This window comes from Brachybacterium sp. (assembly GCF_052095815.1).
Classification (GTDB): domain Bacteria; phylum Actinomycetota; class Actinomycetes; order Actinomycetales; family Dermabacteraceae; genus Brachybacterium.
On record NZ_JBQDLF010000064.1, the window covers coordinates 1 to 15,852 of the forward strand.

Below are 15,852 nucleotides of genomic sequence, written 5' to 3' on the forward strand. Positions count from 1 at the left end.
CCGGGCTGCTCGCCCTGGTCCCCGTCACCGGGCTGCTCGCCCTGGTCCCCGTCACCGGGCTGCTCGCCCTGGTCCCCATCTCCCGGCTGCTCGCCGCCGTCACCGCCGCCCTCGCCATCATCGTCGCCGCCGCCATCGTTCCCACCGCCGGGCTGTTCGGCACCGGCCTGCGGGGCCACGAAGACTGCGACCGTCTGGGCGGGGATCGTCACCGTGCCGCTCGCGGCCTCCCAGGTCGCGCCCTTGACCACCTCGTCGGCGCCGTCGGCCTGCACCTCGTGCAGCTGGTACTCGAGTCCGGCCATGCCGTCGATCGCCTCGGTGATCGGCTCACCGGTCGCGTTGAACACGGTGACCAGCCCGTCGAGCGCCGGATCCGCGTCCACGCCCACGGTGTCGTCGACCCGCATCACCAGCAGACCGGCGGTGGCGTCGGCGCCGGCGTTGGGGAAGCTGACCTTCTGCCGGATCAGCTCCGCGTCGCCGAGGGTGAACAGGGTCGAGGAGGAGCGCATCCGCAGCAGATCCAGGGTGACCTCGCTCGAGAGTCCGATGTCCTCCGGGGTCGGGGTCTTCGCCGGATCCTCGAGCATCGGCACCATCAGATCCCAGGCCTCGCCGTTCTTCTCCTCCGGCGGCAGGCCGTTGCCGAACCCGTTGGTCTGCTTCGTCCAGTCGATCGTGTTGAAGTGGTCGCCGGAGTTATAGCTGTCGCGGTCCAGCGACTTCGAGCGCAGCAGATCTGTGCCGCCCGCCCAGAACGAGGGGGACTGGCCCAGGGTCACCGTGGCCAGGGACAGCGTGTTCATCCGCAGCCTGGTCTCCAGGGTGGCATCCTGCGGCAGCTTCCACACGTTCATGTCGTACAGCGCCTCGTTGTCATGCGCGTCGACATAGTTGACCGCCTCCTCGGGACGGGTGGCGTACCCGGCGGGAGCGCCGTTGTAGTCCAGCTGATCACCGCGCACCACCTCCCCGGTCGAGCTCAGCAGCTCGTAGTCGGCGAGGTTGCCGGCCATCCCGATCCGGATCAGGTCGGTGCGGTGGCGCAGGTCGGTCAGCTGCTCCTCCTCGCCCACCTCCGCGAACCCGTTCGGCATCGTGGACAGGCCGTTGCCGAAGCCCTGCACGGTGCGCTTGTCGGTATCGAAGGGGCTGCCTCCGTGAACGGCATCCCGCAGCCGGTCGTTGAAGGTGCCGATCGAGGTGCCGCCCAGCTGTCCCTGGGTGGCCTGCGTGAAGCGGGCGTTGCCGGCGATCTCGCCGAAGTCCCAGCCCTCGCCATAGAGGTAGATGCTCTTCCCGTCCACCCCGTCGGCCTCGAGCGTCAGCTCGTCCAACGCTTCGCGCACGGCGAGCATGTTGTCGGCGCTGTGATGGCCCATCAGGTCGAAGCGGAATCCGTCCACGTGGTACTCGCGGGCCCAGAGCACGGTGGAGTCGACCATGAGCTTCTGCGCCATGTCGTGCTCGGTGGCGATGTTCGAGCAGCAGGTGGAGTTCTCCACCCCGCCGTCGAGATTCAACCGCTGGTAGTAGCCGGGAACGATCCGGTCCAGCACCGAGGTGTCGGCCTGACCGTGCGCGGCGGTGTGGTTGTAGACCTGATCGAGCACCACCTGCAGGCCCATCCCGTGCAGCTCGCCCACCATGGAGCGGAACTCTGCGGTGCGCTCACCACCGATCTGGTGACCTGTGGTCGCATAGGAGCCCTCGGGGCTCATGTAGTGCAGCGGGTCGTAGCCCCAGTTGTAGGGGTCCTGGTCCGCGACAGCGGTCACCGCCGCCTGCTGCTCGGTCGAGGAGGGTCCGGCGTCGGCCGGAAGATCCGGCTGGACCTGCGCGGCGCGGTCCTCCTCGATGGTGGCGATATCGAAGGTGGGCAGCAGATGCACGGTGGTCACGCCCGCCTCGGCGAGCTCACCGAGCCGTGCCGACCCTGCCGAATCCGGGTGCCCGAAGGCGGCATAGCTGCCCCGGACCTCCTCGGGCAGAGCCTCGTCACCGGCGGAGAAGTCCCGCAGGTGCAGCTCGTAGATGGTCTGATCGGCGAACTGCGCGACCGCCGGGGCGGAGGTGTCGGTCCAGACCTCCGGCGCCCAGCGTGGATCTGCGAGATCCAGCAGCACCGAGTGCTGCGAGTTCAGGGTCAGGCCCACGGAGTACGGGTCGGTGACGGTGTTGGTGACCACCTCGCCGAGGGAGGGGACGAAGACGTCCACGGCGAAGGTGTAGGCCTGATCGGTCCAGTCGGCCTCGCCGGTCGCGGCCCACACGCCGCCGGCTCCGCGCTCCATCGCGATCTCGGTTGCGGCGACGGCACGAGCGGCCGACGGATCAGCGGCCGACGGATCACCCGCCGCCTCCGCCGGGCCGTGCAGCTGCAGCGTCACGTTCTGGGCGGTCGGTGCCCACAGCGACAGGGTGGGCACTCCATCGCTCCAGCTCACGCCGAGTTCCTGCTCGGCGGCATCTCCCGCGTAGAGATCATCGAGCACTCCGGGGATCTGCAGCCCGGTGAGGACTTCGATCCCGTCCGGGCCGTACTGGGCCAGTGCCAGCTCACCGCGCAGCGCCTCCTCGAGCACTGCCCGGTCCAGCGCCGGCAGCTCGAGCGCGAGGAAGTCCTTCAGGTGCCCGCGCCCGGCGAGCTCGGCCTCTTCCAGACCGCCGTCCCGCAGGGTCAGCTCGCCGAGGCTCTCGCCCCCGGTGACCTCGCCGTCTGCGACGGTGAGCCCGCCGGTCGGCGCCGTGAACAGCTCCCAGCGGGTGTCCTCGCCGGCGGTGACCAGGTTCGTGGGCCAGGCGATGGTGCCGGCGTCCACGAAGTGGCCGAGCTGCTTGCCGGAGCCGGCGGTCAGCGGATCGGCGGCCTCGATGGTCAGCTGATGGGTGGCCAGATCGTAGGTGAAGGTCACGATCTCTCCGTCCTGGGTGGAGAAGGTGTAATTGCCGCCGCCCGGCTCACCGCCCACGCCGTAGCTCTCATCCCAGGATCCTCCGTGAGCGGCCTTCACCTCGTAGGACCCGCCGGGGACCTCGTCGGTGGTGAACGTGTGCACGCCGTCGCCGTCGACATCCTGCATCCAGGTGCGCATGCATCCGGGCATCCAGTCCTCGGGGCAGCCGAGCGCGGCGTTGAAGGAGCCGGGCAGGGTGATGAACGGACCCTGGGCGCTGTTCTGCACGACGTGCGTGGCCGGGTCGTACCAGAAGGTCAGCGGCCCACCCTCATGGGTATAGGTGATGTCCTCGCCGCCGGGCACGCCGCCCGCGCCGTAGTTCTCGTCCCAGCTCCCGCCGACAGCGACCTTGAAGGCGAAGTCGCCGGCCGGGATGTCGAAGGTGCCGGTGTACTTCCCGGAATCGGCATCCAGGGCGAGCTGGGCGGCGGTGCAGTCCGGCTGCCAGTCGCCCGGGCAGCCCATCGCGGCATTATGCGAGCCGGGCAGCGTCACGGACAGCTCGTCGATCGCGCCCGGGCCCTCCTCGGAACCGGCGGCGGAGAGGTCCGCGCCGACGACGGCCGTGGTCGAGTCCGCGACCCGGTCCCCGGCCGCGTCGGTGGAGACCGCGCGGTACTCGAGCAGGGTGCCCACGGGCAGCGAGCTCACGTCGTGGAACACACGCGGGGTGTCGTCCTCCGCGGTGCCGAGCGCGGTCCAGGTCGCTTCGCCGGCGAGGCGCCAGCTGAAGGAGGTCTCGGCCCAGCGGTCGGCGGTGACGTCGGCGCTGATCGGTGCCTGACCCTCGACCTTCGCGCCGTCGGCGAGATCGAGCGTGATCGCCTGCGCGTCACCGGCGGCGACGACGGGCGCATCGGCGACCAGCACCACGGCGCCGAGTGCGGGCACCGTGATCTCGACGGTGCCGTCCGCCGCGGCGGTCACCGGGGCGTGGTCGCCGTACAGCGAGGTAAAGCTCGCGCCCGGGGTGAGGGTGGTGAGGGTGACGGTGCGCGCCTCGGGGGAGTTGTTCAGCGCGACCAGGTGCTCGAGCTGCTCCTCGCGGTCCACGCGGGAGAAGGCGTAGATGCCGGCGCCCTCCTCCGCGTGCAGCTCGATCTGTGCGCCGGTGGCGAGCGCCGGGGTGGAGTTGCGCAGCGTGGCGAGCTCGCTGATCAGCGGGTACAGCTGGGCGTCGGTCGAGAAGTGCTCGCCGTCGCCGTAGGGGCTGCCGTCGATCAGGGTGTCGTCGAGATAGGAGGGGACCTGGCTGGCGAACATCGACTGGCGGGCGTCCTTGTCGTTGCCGTCGCCCGCGAAGCCCTGCTCGTCGCCGTAGTAGATCACCGGCTGGCCACGGGTCAGCAGCATCGTCTCGTGTGCGAAGGCGGTCCGCTCGCCGAGCCGGTCGGAGCCGGCCAGCAGGTAGCCGATGCGGCCCATGTCGTGGTTGCCCACGAAGGTGGGCAGGTCCGCGGCGGAGGAGTCTGCCGTCGTGTAGTGGTCATCCGCGGCGAACAGGCCGGCCATGCCCTGCGCGGTGAACCCCTTCGCCCAGTTCGTCGCGGTGGACTGGTAGGCGAAGTCGAGCACCGAGTCCATCTCGGTCTCGCGCACATAGGGGGAGAGCTTGGTGGCGTCGGCGTCGTACACCTCGCCGAAGGTGAAGAACTGCTCCCCGGCCGGGGCCGCGCCCTGGTGATCGACGAGGGTCGAGGTGAAGGCCTGCCAGAACTGGAAGTCGACGTGCTTGGCGGTGTCGATGCGGAAGCCGTCGATCCCGAAGTCCATCCAGGTGGTGTAGATGTCCTCCATCGTGGCCAGCACCCGCGGATCCTCGGTCATCAGGTCATCCAGGCCGTCGAAATCACCGAAGGTCACCGACTCGCCCTCCCACGTCGAGTTGCCGCGGTTGTGGTACATCGTCACGTCATTCAGCGCCTCGGGGACCATCACCTGGTTCTCCGCCGAACGCACCGGGGTGTAGGGGAACGAGCTCGCCGGATCCATGGCCGGGAACTCCGCGGACTGCGCCAGCGCGGTGACGTCCACCGGATTTCCGGCCGCGTCGAGGTACGGGCTGGTCGCCTGGTCGACGTAGCCGTACTCGCCCTCCTCGTAGTCGATGAGGTCGGCGGTGTGGTTGGTGATGATGTCGAAGTAGACCTTGATGCCGCGCGCGTGGGCATCGTCGATCAGCGCTTTGAGCTCCTCGTTCGTGCCCAGGTGCGGGTCGATGGTGGTGAAGTCGGTGACCCAGTAGCCGTGATAGCCGGCGCTCGCATCCTCGCCCTCGCCCTGGACCGGGTTGTTGGTGAAGGACGGGGTCAGCCAGATCGCGCTCATCCCCAGGCCCTCGATGTAGTCCAGCTGCGAGTGGAGCCCGGCGATGTCGCCGCCCTGGTAGAAGCCCTTGTCGGTAGGGTCGAAGCCGTGATCCAGGCGCTCGCCGTCGATGCCACCGGTGTCGTTGGCGGGGTCGCCGTTCTCGAAGCGGTCGGTGAGCACGAAGTAGAAGGTCTCGCCGCCGCCGGGGTGGCGGTAGGGGGCGTGCGCGAGCTCGGCATCCTGCTCGGTGTACTCCCCGCCCTGCTCCGCGAGCGCGACGGAGAGCCGGGACGTCTCTTCGTCGAAGCGGAAGGTCACGCGGGTGGGCGCGGCGACGGCCAGCGGGATGTTGTCCTCTCCGCCGTCCAGCCCGTAGGCCGTATCCCAGCTGCCGCCGATCGCCGCCTTGACCTCGTACTGCCCGGCGGGGACCTCGAAGGTCGACTCCCACTGCCCGGCCACAGCGGTGGGGGCGAGCGCGCTCGCCTCGCACGTCGGGTCCCAGTCCGCCTCGCAGCCCAGCTCGTCCTGCAGGGAGCCGGCGAGCACCGGCTGATCGGGGCCGAGGGCGAACACCAGCGGCGCGGTGCCGAGCATCGTGGCCGTCGCCATCAGCAGCGAGGTGACCGCCGCGAGCAGGCGGGAGCGGGTGGCAATGCGGGTGGGATGGGCAGACCGCGGGACCGACATGCGGGGACTCCTCTGTCCGAGCAAGGGCGCCGGCCGGGGCCGACGGGGGAGGGCGCGCAGGAGCCGACGGGAGACGACGATCCTGCAAGAACTGCAAGGCGAAACCCGCGACCGAGCGGTGTTTGCCGTCTCCACCGTAGGGGGTGCAGGTCACCTGCTCAAGGGTGAGAGTAGAACCTGCAAGATCTTTCAGGATTCTGGGCTCTGTTCACCCGCGTTTCAGAGGCTCAACACCTCGGGTGCCCCGGCGATGGTGGCGATCGTCGTGACCGCGGCGTAGCCGGTCAGCACCGTGCACAGCAGCCATTCGCGCGCGCTGCCGGCGTTGCCCAGCAGCGGCAGGGCGATGTCGCCGCTGCGCTGCCAGAAGGGCGAGGCCAGTCGCTTCGGCGGTTTCACCGTTAGCGGCCAGGTGGGGAAGGGGATCCCGTCGGTGGTGAGCAGGTCGCCGACGAGATGGGCCAGCGCCCCCACCGCCACGGCGGCCGGCAGCCAGATCGACGTGTCCGGCGCGATGACCCCGACCAGCAGCCCGGAACCGGCGCCCACGACCCACGGCAGCAGTCTTCCCTTGACCGCCTTCAGCGCCCGGGTGCCGAAGGCGCACATCACGGCGACCAGGAGCGCGGCGCCAGCCTGCACCTCGCCCAGCACGGGTACCTGGACCTGCCAGTCGAGCCCGTTCACGAGCGCCGCCAGCGTGGTGAAGGCGGCGACGGCGAGGAGGGTGTGGGTCGCCCCGCGGTGCCCGGCCAAGGAGCCGACCATCCGGGTGAGCGCCTTGGTGAGGCCGCCGCCGGAGCGGGAGATCGTGGCACTGGGATGGTCGATATCCGGCAGCAGGGCCGCGCCGGTGGAGACCACCGCCCCGGCGATCACCTGCTCAGGGGTCAGGTCCCACAGGTCCAGTCCCGCCACGTGCCCCATCATCGAGGTGGAGCCGGCCAGGGCCATCCAGGCGGCGGTGCCGCTGATCGCGTGATGTCCGCCCATCATGGGCATCGTCCTCCTCGGGAGTCGTCCTGTGCGGTCCCACCTGGGAAGTGGGCGGGGAGCCGCTGGTGGGACGCAGGACGTCACCGGGGGAGGAGGACCGCTGGGAAGACTACCGGCGGGTCATGACAGCGGACGGCGTTCGTCAGCCTCGCGGGCTGCTCTTGGAGCTGCTCCGCTGATGCAGTACCTCCGCCACATGAAAGGCGCAGACCGCGATGCCGATGCCGACGATCACTCCGATCAAGCGTCCGGTCCACGAGAATCCCTCGGACACCGACATCACCAGCATCAGAGCGAGCAGGAGCGCCACGATGAAGCCGCTCTCGGACCAGGAGCGCGGGACCACGGGATCGAAGCCGCGGGAGAGCACCACCAGGGCGAACGCGATTCCTACCGCGCCGCCCACGAAGCTGACGACCAGGGTGAACGTCGCCGAATAGGGGAGCAAGGTGCGGACCAGGATCACCCCGATCGCGATCACGAACAGGCTGCGATACGGCTCGGGCACACGCACCGGATGTCGCCATTCCACAATGTTCATCGCGTCACGCCTCCAGCAGCAGCAGGAAAGGGGAGGCGTCGTGCGCGAGGGTGTGGCGGGCGATGACATCGGTGTCGAGCAGCGGCGTAACGGTCATGCCTCACGGTATCTCGCGAGGTCGGGGCGGGCGAGGCAGTCTCTCATGTGGCGAGGCGGAGGCCTGTACGGTCGGTGCCGTGACGAGCGCACTGACCACGTACCTGAACCGCCTCACCTTCGCCCTCTCCACGGCGACGGTGCCCGAGACCTCCGAGGAGCTCGGGGCGATCCTGCCCGATCGGGGCATCTCCGGCAGCGCCGAGGAGGTCGGGGACATCCCCGAGCTCTCGTATCTCTCCGGCGCGCGCGATGACCACCTCGGCGTGGCCGTCTGCTCGATCGACGGGGAGATCACCTCCGCCGGCACCGAGCACGCCTTCCCCATGCAGTCGATCTCCAAGGCGTTCGCGTACGGTGCGGCGATCGACCTGCACGGCATGGAGTATGTGGATTCCGTGGTCGACGAGGAGCCGACGGGGGAGGAGTTCAACGCCCTCAGCCTCGATCCGTACTCCAAGAAGCCCAAGAATCCACTGGTCAACATCGGTGCGATCCGCACTCATGCAATGCTCGGCCCCACTCAGGAGGAGCGCACGCAACGCCTGCGTGAGGTGCTGGACGCCGCCGCCGGCCACCCCCTCGAGCTGCACCGGGAGACCCGGGATGAGGAGCTGACCACCGCCGACCGCAACCTCGCCCTCGCGTACATGCTGCGCGCGGCCGGATCGATGAGCGAGGACGCCGCCGAGGTGGTGGGCGGCTACATCGAGGGCTGTGCGGTGCTCACCACCGTCACCGACCTCGCGGTGATGGCCGCGACCCTCGCCTCCGGCGGCACCAACCCGCTGACCGGGCAGAACGTGTTCTCCCGGGTCGCCGCCCGCCAGGTGCTCTCGGTGATGCTCACCTGCGGGATGTACGACAACGCGGGGGACTGGGTCGGGGACGTGGGCCTGCCCGCGAAGTCCGGGGTGGGCGGCGGGATCATCGCTGCTCTGCCCTCCCGCTTCGGCGTCGCCAGCTACGCCCCGCAGCTGGACCTGCACGGCAACTCCGTGCGCGGCACCTACTTCTTCGAACGGCTCAGCCAGGACTTCGCCCTCCACATGCTCGACGGCGTGGTGCCGCGGGATCTCGAGGAGTGCGCCCAGGAGCTGATGGAAGTGGGCACGCACCCGTGATCGCGGCACGTCAGCTCGCTCCGGGCGAGTGGCGGCTCTGGCGCGACCTGCGGCTGCGAGCCCTGGAGGATGCTCCCTGGGCCTTCGGGAGCACGCTCGCCGAGATCCGCCATCGCGACACCGAGGCCCACTGGCGCGAGGGGGTCAGCTGGCCGAGGGTCCCCTTCGTGGTGGAGGTCGACGGACAACCCGCCGCGATGGGTCGGCTCCTGTTCGGTGACGATCCCGTGTACGGGGACGTCCCGGGGGCCCGCGCCGAGCTGATCTCCGTGTGGGTCGCCCCGGAGCACCGCGGTCGCGGCGTCGGCCGTGCCCTGGTCGCCGCCGCGGTCGAGCATCTCGCCGCCCATCACCCGCAGACCCGCCTGCTCCTGGCGGTCGTCGAGACGAACCTGCCCGCCCGCCGTCTCTATGAGAGCTGCGGCTTCGGGACCGGCGGCCGAAACCCTGACGACGACACCGAGCTGTTCATGGAGCGCCGCGCCGCCCCGATGGAGCAGGAGAGTGTCGAGCTGCCCACCGAGCTGGTCGCGCGCTACCGGGCGGTGGACCGCGAGCTCGTCGGGTCCCCGACCTTCGAAACCCCGACGCACCTGGACCGTCTCGAAGCGCAGATCGCACGGGACGGCATGCGCACCCCGATCGATCTGGCCTTCCACGAGGAGTTCGCGACGATCGACGGCAATCACCGCATCGCCGTCGCCCTGCGCCTGGGACTGGAGACCGTGCCCGTCCACCTCACCCGCCGCCCCCGGCATCCGCGCCCGGACCACGGACGGGACCTGCGCCCAGGCGACCTGGCGGTGCTCGAGGCCGCCCTGCGCGAGGAAGCGCCCGTGGATCGGTAGACTCGTCCCATGAGTTCCACCTCGAGCAACGACCTGGTCCGCCGCCCCTTCGAGGGCCTGCCGAACGAACAGGACCTGGTGGCCATGCGCCAGCTGATCCCGGCCGCGACCATGGCTGCGAAGACCACCGCGGAGTACGGCTCCCTCGACGTCGAGCTCGCGACCATCTTGCCGATGGCCTGGCCCGCGGTGCGCCGCACCGACGGCTCCGTCACCGTCGGCATTCAGGCCGGCTATCCCGGCAACGATCTCTCGCGCGGAATCGGCCAGGCGATCAAGCTCGCCGCCGCGCTCGAGCCCGGCAACCCGATCACCACCGTCACCCTCGACGAGGACGCCCCGCGCCTGCAGGACATCCTCGACCTCACCGGCGCCTTCGAGATCAAGGTCCAGGACACCTTCGAGTTCTGGCTCGATCCCAGCGCCGAGCGCACCGGTGAGATCGACCAGGCCATCTCCCAGGCGAACGACTCGATCATGCAGACCCGCGCGGTCGCCGGCCTGCCCCACGCCTACTGGGTCGACGCCGGCGCGAAGGAGCACGTGCGCTGGGTGCTCGACGCCGATGAGGAGAAGGTGATCGACGCGGTCACCCGCCTCCACGCCCGTCGTGAATCCGCGATCTGCGAGGGCGCCAAGTACGTCGGCTCCTTCCGCGCCGAGGGCCTGTCGATCCCGGTGTGGGATCTCGCGAAGGGATCCGGCGTCGAGGCCGCCGAGGCCGAGGCAGAGGCGTTCCGCACCCGATTCGAGGAGGCGCTCGCCTCGACCGAGCCGCTCACCACCCTCGAGCGTCGGGCACGGGGCGGCATCGTCGCCCGTCAGGTGACGCTGCGATGAGCACCGCGGGGCCGCTGACGGCCCACCGCCCCGAGCGGGTGGCCGTCGTGATCCCCGCCAAGAACGAGGCGGAGCGGATCGAGGCGACCATCGAGTCCGCCCGCAGGATCACGGGCGTGGACCTGGTGGTGGTCGTCGACGACGGCTCCACCGACGCCACGTCCGCCGTCGCCATGGGGGCGGATGCCCTGGTGGTGCGGCACAAGACCAACCGCGGCAAGGCCGCGGCGATGGCGACCGGTGCCCAGATGGTCGCGATCCGCGAGGACGCCGAACGGGCCGACGGGGGTGCGAGCTTCTCCGAGGAGCTGCACGCCGAACCGCGTTCGCCCGGCCACACCGGCCCGCTGCCGGTGATCGACGCCGCCGAGACCGTGCCGCGCGCCCTGCTGTTCCTCGACGCGGATATGGGCGGCTCCGCCGAGGCCGCGCAGCCGCTGGTCGATGCGGTGCTCGACGAGGGCGTGGACATGGCCATCGCCCTGCTGCCCCCGCAGGAGGGCGCCGCCGGGATGGGCATCGTGGTGCGGACCGCGCGCCGCGGCATCCACCGCGCCACCGGTTGGGAGCCGAACCAGCCGCTGTCCGGCACTCGCTGCATCACCCGGGAGACCTGGGAGGCCTGCCTCCCGCTCGCTTCCGGCTGGGGCGTGGAGACCTCGCTGACGATCGATGCGCTCAGCAGCGGGTTCTGGGTCAAGGAGATCCCGGCCGAGCTCCATCACCGCGCCACCGGCAAGGACCTCCGCGGCCAGCTGCATCGGGCCGCGCAGCTGCGCGACGTGGTGCGGGCGCTCGCCCGCAAGCGTCACCTGGCCCCCGAGCTGGCGGAGGACCAGCAGGCGGAGTTCGACGACGGGGCCGACACCGAGGTGCCGGAGCCCCTCGAGGTGGCGCCGCTGCCGACGGGGCCTGCGGACCATGACGAGGAGAAGACCTGGACCGTCGTCCCGGAGCCTGCCACCGAGTCCGAGCGTGCAGAGCATGCCGAGGTCCGTCGGCTCACCCTCGCGGACCTGCCCGTCACCGGGGAGTTCTCCGATGACGAGACCCGGGCCCTCGGCGACGTGGACGCCGCGGAGCTCGACGCCCTGCTGCGTGACCTGCCGGTGGACGGCGACTTCGCCCCCGATGACGTCGTCTACCTCGCGGAGACCGACCTGGAGACGCTCGCGACCCGGCTCCGGGGTGCGCCCGTCGAGGGCCGCTTCACCCCGGAGCATGCGGTGATCATCGCCTCGCACCTCGAGGTCGGAGAGCCCACGATCCCGGAGTCCCTGCCCACACCGCTCAGCCCCGACGAGTACACCTCGCTCGTGGTGCACGCCGCGGTGGACGCGGAGAACCTTTAGCCAGCGTTCTGGTTCTGGTCTCAGTCCCGTTCCTGACCCAGGTCCTGAGGCGCCGGCAGCACCGCGGGCAGGTAGCACAGCCAGATGCCGAACATGGCTGCGACCAGCACCGGCCCGGTGTCGTTGACCGCGTAGCCGACCCAGGTGCCCACCACGAGCGCGACCCGCACCCAGTACGAGGCGGGGTGCTCGGCATCCAGCGCCACGAGCCGCCGCCAGCGCAGTCGGCCCGGGATCAGCAGCGCGATCGACGCCACCACCGCGAGCACCATCACGACCGCCAGCGACGGGTATCCGGTGGTCATCGCGACGTTCTGGGCGAGCTTTCGGACCACCACCGAGATCACCTCGCCGCTGAGGAGCTCGTCGATGAAGCGTCCCAGGTGGGTGCGGTCCTCGGCGGGTCGCAGCCAGTCCAGGAACGAGACCCCCAGCACCGCGACCGCGCCGCCCGCCCCGAGGGCGAGCAGATGCCACAGCCGCGGCCGGATCCCGGAGACCAGCAGCGCCAGCAGCCCGAAGGCGGGAATCGTGGCCAGCATCGACCCGAAGTCCGCGCCCATCGACGGGGCCACGCAGACGATCGCGACCAGAGCGCCGACGGCCACCGTCCACACCACCCGTGCACGCGGGGTGCGCACCACCGCGAACAGGCACAGCAGCGCCATCAGCGCCGCCGCGAGCACCATCCCGAACAGATGGTTCGACAGCCCGTAGAAGCGCCCGCCGGAGATCGGCTGCGCCCCCAGCGGTGAGCCCAGCTGGAACCGCGACCCGGTGGCCGATTCGCCGAGGATCAGCAGGGCGACCAGCGCCGCGGAGATCCCGACGGGGCCCAGGCGATGGTGGCGCCAGGGACCGGCCAGCACCAGCGCCGACAGCAGCGCGCAGCCCGCCCACACCACGCCCGTCAGGGCCAGCGTCGGATGCTCCGCGCGCCACCACGGCACCAGGGAGGCGAACATCCCCACCGGCAGTGCGAGCGGCGCGATCGCCGCGAGCGCCCGGCCGACGGCGGCGAGACGCGGCCGACGTGCCAGCGGCGGGACCAGCAGGATCACGATCCCGATCACGCCGAGCGCGAACCAGGAGCCGAGCGCGGGCACGGTCGCCGCATCGACCTGCGCCGCGGCCTCGGAGCGATCCAGGGCCAGCTGCTGCGGGTCGTCGTGCGCGGTGCCGCGGAACGGCTGACCGGGGATCAGCCCGTCGGCGGTGGCGTCATAGGAGGTGAGGATCGTGGCGAGCACATCGGTGAGCACCACCACGCCGGTCTGCTTGGTGGCCCCGCTGGTGAGGGCCTGGCCGGAGAAGGCGGTGTCGAGGGCGACCTGCAGGCCCGCCGTGCGCGAGGCGACCGGCCCGGGGTGCTCGGCCGACGCCGGATGCTCGGGATCGGTGGCCGCGACGGAGACCAGCAGGGTGCGGGGGAGGTCCGCGCTCTGGCAGCCGCCGAGCTCGTCGAGCGTCGCCCCGACGACAGCATCGAGGGAGACCAGGGCCTGGGCACGGGCCGGGCCGTCGGCCTGGGGCAGCGAGGGGACCGTGACCTGGACCAGGTCGCCCGCGGCGAGAGCATCGGCGATCTGGGTGTACCCGGACTCGCGCTCCGGCTTTCTGTCGCCGCGTTCCTCCCCGACGGTGATCTCCATCGTCGATGGACCCGAGAGGTCGAAGGTGCTGACTGGGACTCCGAGCTGCTCCCACTGATCCTGCGCCGGCGTCGGGATGCCGCTGGTGCGCGGCGCCTCCTCCGCCAGGCCCCGGTATCCGGAGTGCAGCGTCTCCATGCCCTGCCGCTTCGTGGAGACGACCGAGGTCGAGGTGGTGTTCATGGCACCCGCGCCGGAGCGCTCGGCGAGGCACTGAAGATTCGGTGTGGCCTGCGGATCGATGTCCTCCCAGCCGAGCCCCGCGGTGGCGATCACCAGCCGCACGGGATCGTCGGGATCGTCGGCGGAGGCAGTAGGCGCGCCGGCGAGGACCAAGGCGCCGAGCAGCAGTGCGAGCAGCACGGCGAGCGGCGTTCGACGCACGGGGGCGGGCAGTTCCTGGGGCACGTCCCGATGCTACGGGGAAGGCCTGCGCCGCGCGGCCGGCCGTTGCAGACCCTCCACCTATCTCTCACGCTCTATCGTGGTCGCCATGCCTTCTCCACAGCCTCCGTACGAGCAGGTTCGCCGCGAGATCCTCGAGCAGGTCCGCACCGGCGAGCTGACGCCGGGTGACCGCCTGCCGGCGATCCGCACCTACGCCGCCGATCTCGGCCTCGCCCCCGGCACGGTGGCCCGCGCCTACAAGCTGCTCGAGGAGTCGCAGATCCTCCTCACCCGTCGCGGGGCGGGAACGACGATCGCCCCCGGTGCGGCGATGGAAGCCCGCAAACTTGCGACCACGGCCCAGCGCGAGCCCGGCGGTCCGGTCGACGCAGGCCTGGTCTCGCTGTTCGCCGGACCGATCGCCGCCGCCCGGGCCCGTGGCGCCCGCGATGTGGAGATCCTCGCCTCGGTACGTGCGGCACTCGCGGGCGAGAGCGGCGAGAACGGCGGGAGCGGCGGGAGCGGCGGGAGCGGCGGGAGCGGCGGGAGCGGCGGGGGCGCGGCGTGAGGCGTGGCCTCGACCCGGTCGAGGTGCGCATCGCAACCCACCGTGCCGACGCCGCCGCGGCATTCCGGGATCGCGTGCTCGAGGTGTGGACGACGGCTTTCGGACCGGTCGACGATGCGGAGGACTGGCGCAGCCGCTTCTGGGAGCAGCACCGCTCGCGCGACGGCTTCCGCTTGGTCACTGCCTCTATGGGGGAGGAGCTCCACGGCTTCGGCTGGGGGTACACGGGCGAGCGCGGGCAATGGTGGGCCGACCGGGTGGCGGATGCACTGGCGGCCGACGGTCTGGGGGCTGGTGGACTGGCGACCGACGGACTGGCGGCCGACGGAACGGAGTGGGTGGGCGGCCACTTCGAGTTCGTCGAGCTCGCAGTCCGGCCGACGCATCAGGGACACGGCTTGGGCGGTCGTCTCCACGATGCTCTGATGGAGGGCCTCCCGCACGCGCGGTCGCTGCTGCAGACCGACGCCGACCCGCAGGGGAGCGGTCATCGCCTCTACCGTGCCCGGGGATGGAGCGTGCTCGGGGAACTGGCTCCCGGCAAGGTCGTGATGGGAAAGCGCCTGGGGGCGTGATCCGCCTCGAGAGGCTCGAGCCTCGCCACGGGCCCGAGATCCTCGCCGGGCAGGACGCGGCGCTCGCCGCAGAGATCGTGGGGGAGCGCTGGACGGAGAGCTCCCTCGAGTCCTTCCTGGAACGCTGCGCGCGCTGGCGCGAGGACGGACCGGTCCAGGAGCTCGCAGCGGTCGACGCGGCCTCGGGCCGGCTGCTCGGCGGAGGTGGGCTGAACCGGCTCGCTCCCGAGCTCTCCCGCGGCCAGGTGGCCGTCACCTACTGGGTGCTCGAATCCGAGCGGGGCCGCGGTGTCGGAACGCAGATCGCCTCGGCCCTGATCAGCCGGGCGCGCCGCGACTCCCGCCTGCGACAGGCGGTGCTGCTGATCGCCGACGGCAACCCTGCCTCGCGCGCGGTGGCCCACCGGCTCGGTGCGCACCCGGAGGAGGACCTCCTGCGACACCCGGCCGACGGCACCCGGCATGTCCGGCGCTGGATTCTCGATCTGGATGCGGGGGCGGGGCAGGCGTAGGCGGAAGTGCAGACACCGGGGTCGGGGCACGCGTAGGGGCCAGGGCGGGAACCGGACGAAGCCCCTCCGGATCCGGAGGTATGCAGTCGCGTCCTATATGCGCAGGCGTCCCGTGCTCGCCGTCGCGACGAGTTCGTTGTCAAGGCCCTCCCGGAAATGGGGATTATCGGTGGCTAGAAATGTGGATAAGGACGTCCGTTCCTCCCCACTCCAAGTTTTCCACAAGTTTATCCCCAAGTAGTGCCGACCCTTGTCTACGTCAACTCTTCGGGGGTAAAATAAGGGGCCAGAGAGAAGCAGTCTTAGAGAATGCTGATGTCCGAGGTCTCGAATGCGTCATGCGACGTTACTGTGGGCATCGGTGCCCAGTATGAATGTTCGCCATGGCGGTATGCCCC

11 protein-coding genes are annotated in these 15,852 nt (G+C 70.7%); 7 read left to right on the forward strand and 4 right to left on the reverse strand.

From position 1 onward, the window contains the following. The 3 genes from pulA to ACTH43_RS17035 form a co-directional block, all read right to left on the reverse strand. Nucleotides 1-5,963 (reverse strand): pullulanase-type alpha-1,6-glucosidase (gene pulA, locus ACTH43_RS17025; RefSeq protein WP_441446086.1); only part of this gene is annotated, 5,963 nt, incomplete at its 3' end. Nucleotides 5,964-6,182: 219 nt separating this feature from the next. Next, entirely contained in the window at nt 6,183-6,965 is a 783-nt protein-coding gene (locus ACTH43_RS17030; protein WP_441446087.1) for a metal-dependent hydrolase, read from the reverse strand. 136 nt (nt 6,966-7,101) lie between these two features. Continuing rightward, nucleotides 7,102-7,500: a hypothetical protein gene (locus tag ACTH43_RS17035; protein WP_262425657.1), complete on the reverse strand. Its 399-nt coding sequence runs from the start codon at nt 7,498-7,500 to the stop codon at nt 7,102-7,104. Between the two features lie 176 nt (nt 7,501-7,676). On the opposite strand from ACTH43_RS17035, the gene glsA reads away from it, so the two are divergent. The 4 genes from glsA to ACTH43_RS17055 are packed head-to-tail and all read left to right on the forward strand — an operon-like array spanning nt 7,677 to nt 11,760. Next, nucleotides 7,677-8,720 (forward strand): glutaminase A, encoded by a 1,044-nt coding sequence (gene glsA / locus ACTH43_RS17040; protein WP_441446088.1) that lies wholly within the window; start codon nt 7,677-7,679, stop codon nt 8,718-8,720. After that, nucleotides 8,717-9,568: a GNAT family N-acetyltransferase gene (locus ACTH43_RS17045; RefSeq protein WP_441446089.1), complete on the forward strand. Its 852-nt coding sequence runs from the start codon at nt 8,717-8,719 to the stop codon at nt 9,566-9,568. Before glsA ends, ACTH43_RS17045 begins: the two co-directional genes overlap by 4 nt. Before the next feature lie 9 nt (nt 9,569-9,577). After that, nucleotides 9,578-10,408, forward strand: coding sequence for a DUF5926 family protein (locus ACTH43_RS17050; protein WP_441446090.1), 831 nt, complete (start codon nt 9,578-9,580; stop codon nt 10,406-10,408). Beyond that, a complete protein-coding gene (locus tag ACTH43_RS17055; protein WP_441446091.1) occupies nt 10,405-11,760 on the forward strand; it encodes a glycosyltransferase family 2 protein in 1,356 nt (451 codons plus the stop codon). The genes ACTH43_RS17050 and ACTH43_RS17055 overlap by 4 nt, the downstream gene beginning before the upstream one ends. A 20-nt stretch (nt 11,761-11,780) precedes the next feature. On the opposite strand, the gene ACTH43_RS17060 is transcribed toward ACTH43_RS17055, so the two are convergent. Beyond that, a complete protein-coding gene (locus ACTH43_RS17060) occupies nt 11,781-13,820 on the reverse strand; it encodes a hypothetical protein (protein ID WP_441446092.1) in 2,040 nt (679 codons plus the stop codon). Between the two features lie 85 nt (nt 13,821-13,905). Here ACTH43_RS17060 and ACTH43_RS17065 point away from each other — a divergent pair, with 85 nt between their 5' ends. The 3 genes from ACTH43_RS17065 to ACTH43_RS17075 are packed head-to-tail and all read left to right on the forward strand — an operon-like array spanning nt 13,906 to nt 15,454. Beyond that, a complete protein-coding gene (locus ACTH43_RS17065) occupies nt 13,906-14,367 on the forward strand; it encodes a GntR family transcriptional regulator (protein WP_441446093.1) in 462 nt (153 codons plus the stop codon). A gap of 23 nt (nt 14,368-14,390) precedes the next feature. After that, entirely contained in the window at nt 14,391-14,942 is a 552-nt protein-coding gene (locus tag ACTH43_RS17070; RefSeq protein ID WP_441446094.1) for a GNAT family N-acetyltransferase, read from the forward strand. Continuing rightward, nucleotides 14,939-15,454, forward strand: coding sequence for a GNAT family N-acetyltransferase (locus ACTH43_RS17075; protein ID WP_441446095.1), 516 nt, complete (start codon nt 14,939-14,941; stop codon nt 15,452-15,454). The genes ACTH43_RS17070 and ACTH43_RS17075 overlap by 4 nt, the downstream gene beginning before the upstream one ends. Nucleotides 15,455-15,852 lie beyond the last annotated feature (398 nt).

What these genes read in the sequence shown, in the direction of transcription:
- ACTH43_RS17055 (WP_441446091.1), top strand. Translation starts at nt 10,405, where the DNA reads ATGAGCACCGCGGGGCCGCTGACGGCCCACCGCCCCGAGCGGGTGGCC.
- ACTH43_RS17030 (WP_441446087.1), bottom strand. Translation starts at nt 6,965, where the DNA reads ATGCCCATGATGGGCGGACATCACGCGATCAGCGGCACCGCCGCCTGG.
- ACTH43_RS17035 (WP_262425657.1), bottom strand. Translation starts at nt 7,500, where the DNA reads ATGAACATTGTGGAATGGCGACATCCGGTGCGTGTGCCCGAGCCGTAT.
- ACTH43_RS17050 (WP_441446090.1), top strand. Translation starts at nt 9,578, where the DNA reads ATGAGTTCCACCTCGAGCAACGACCTGGTCCGCCGCCCCTTCGAGGGC.
- ACTH43_RS17065 (WP_441446093.1), top strand. Translation starts at nt 13,906, where the DNA reads ATGCCTTCTCCACAGCCTCCGTACGAGCAGGTTCGCCGCGAGATCCTC.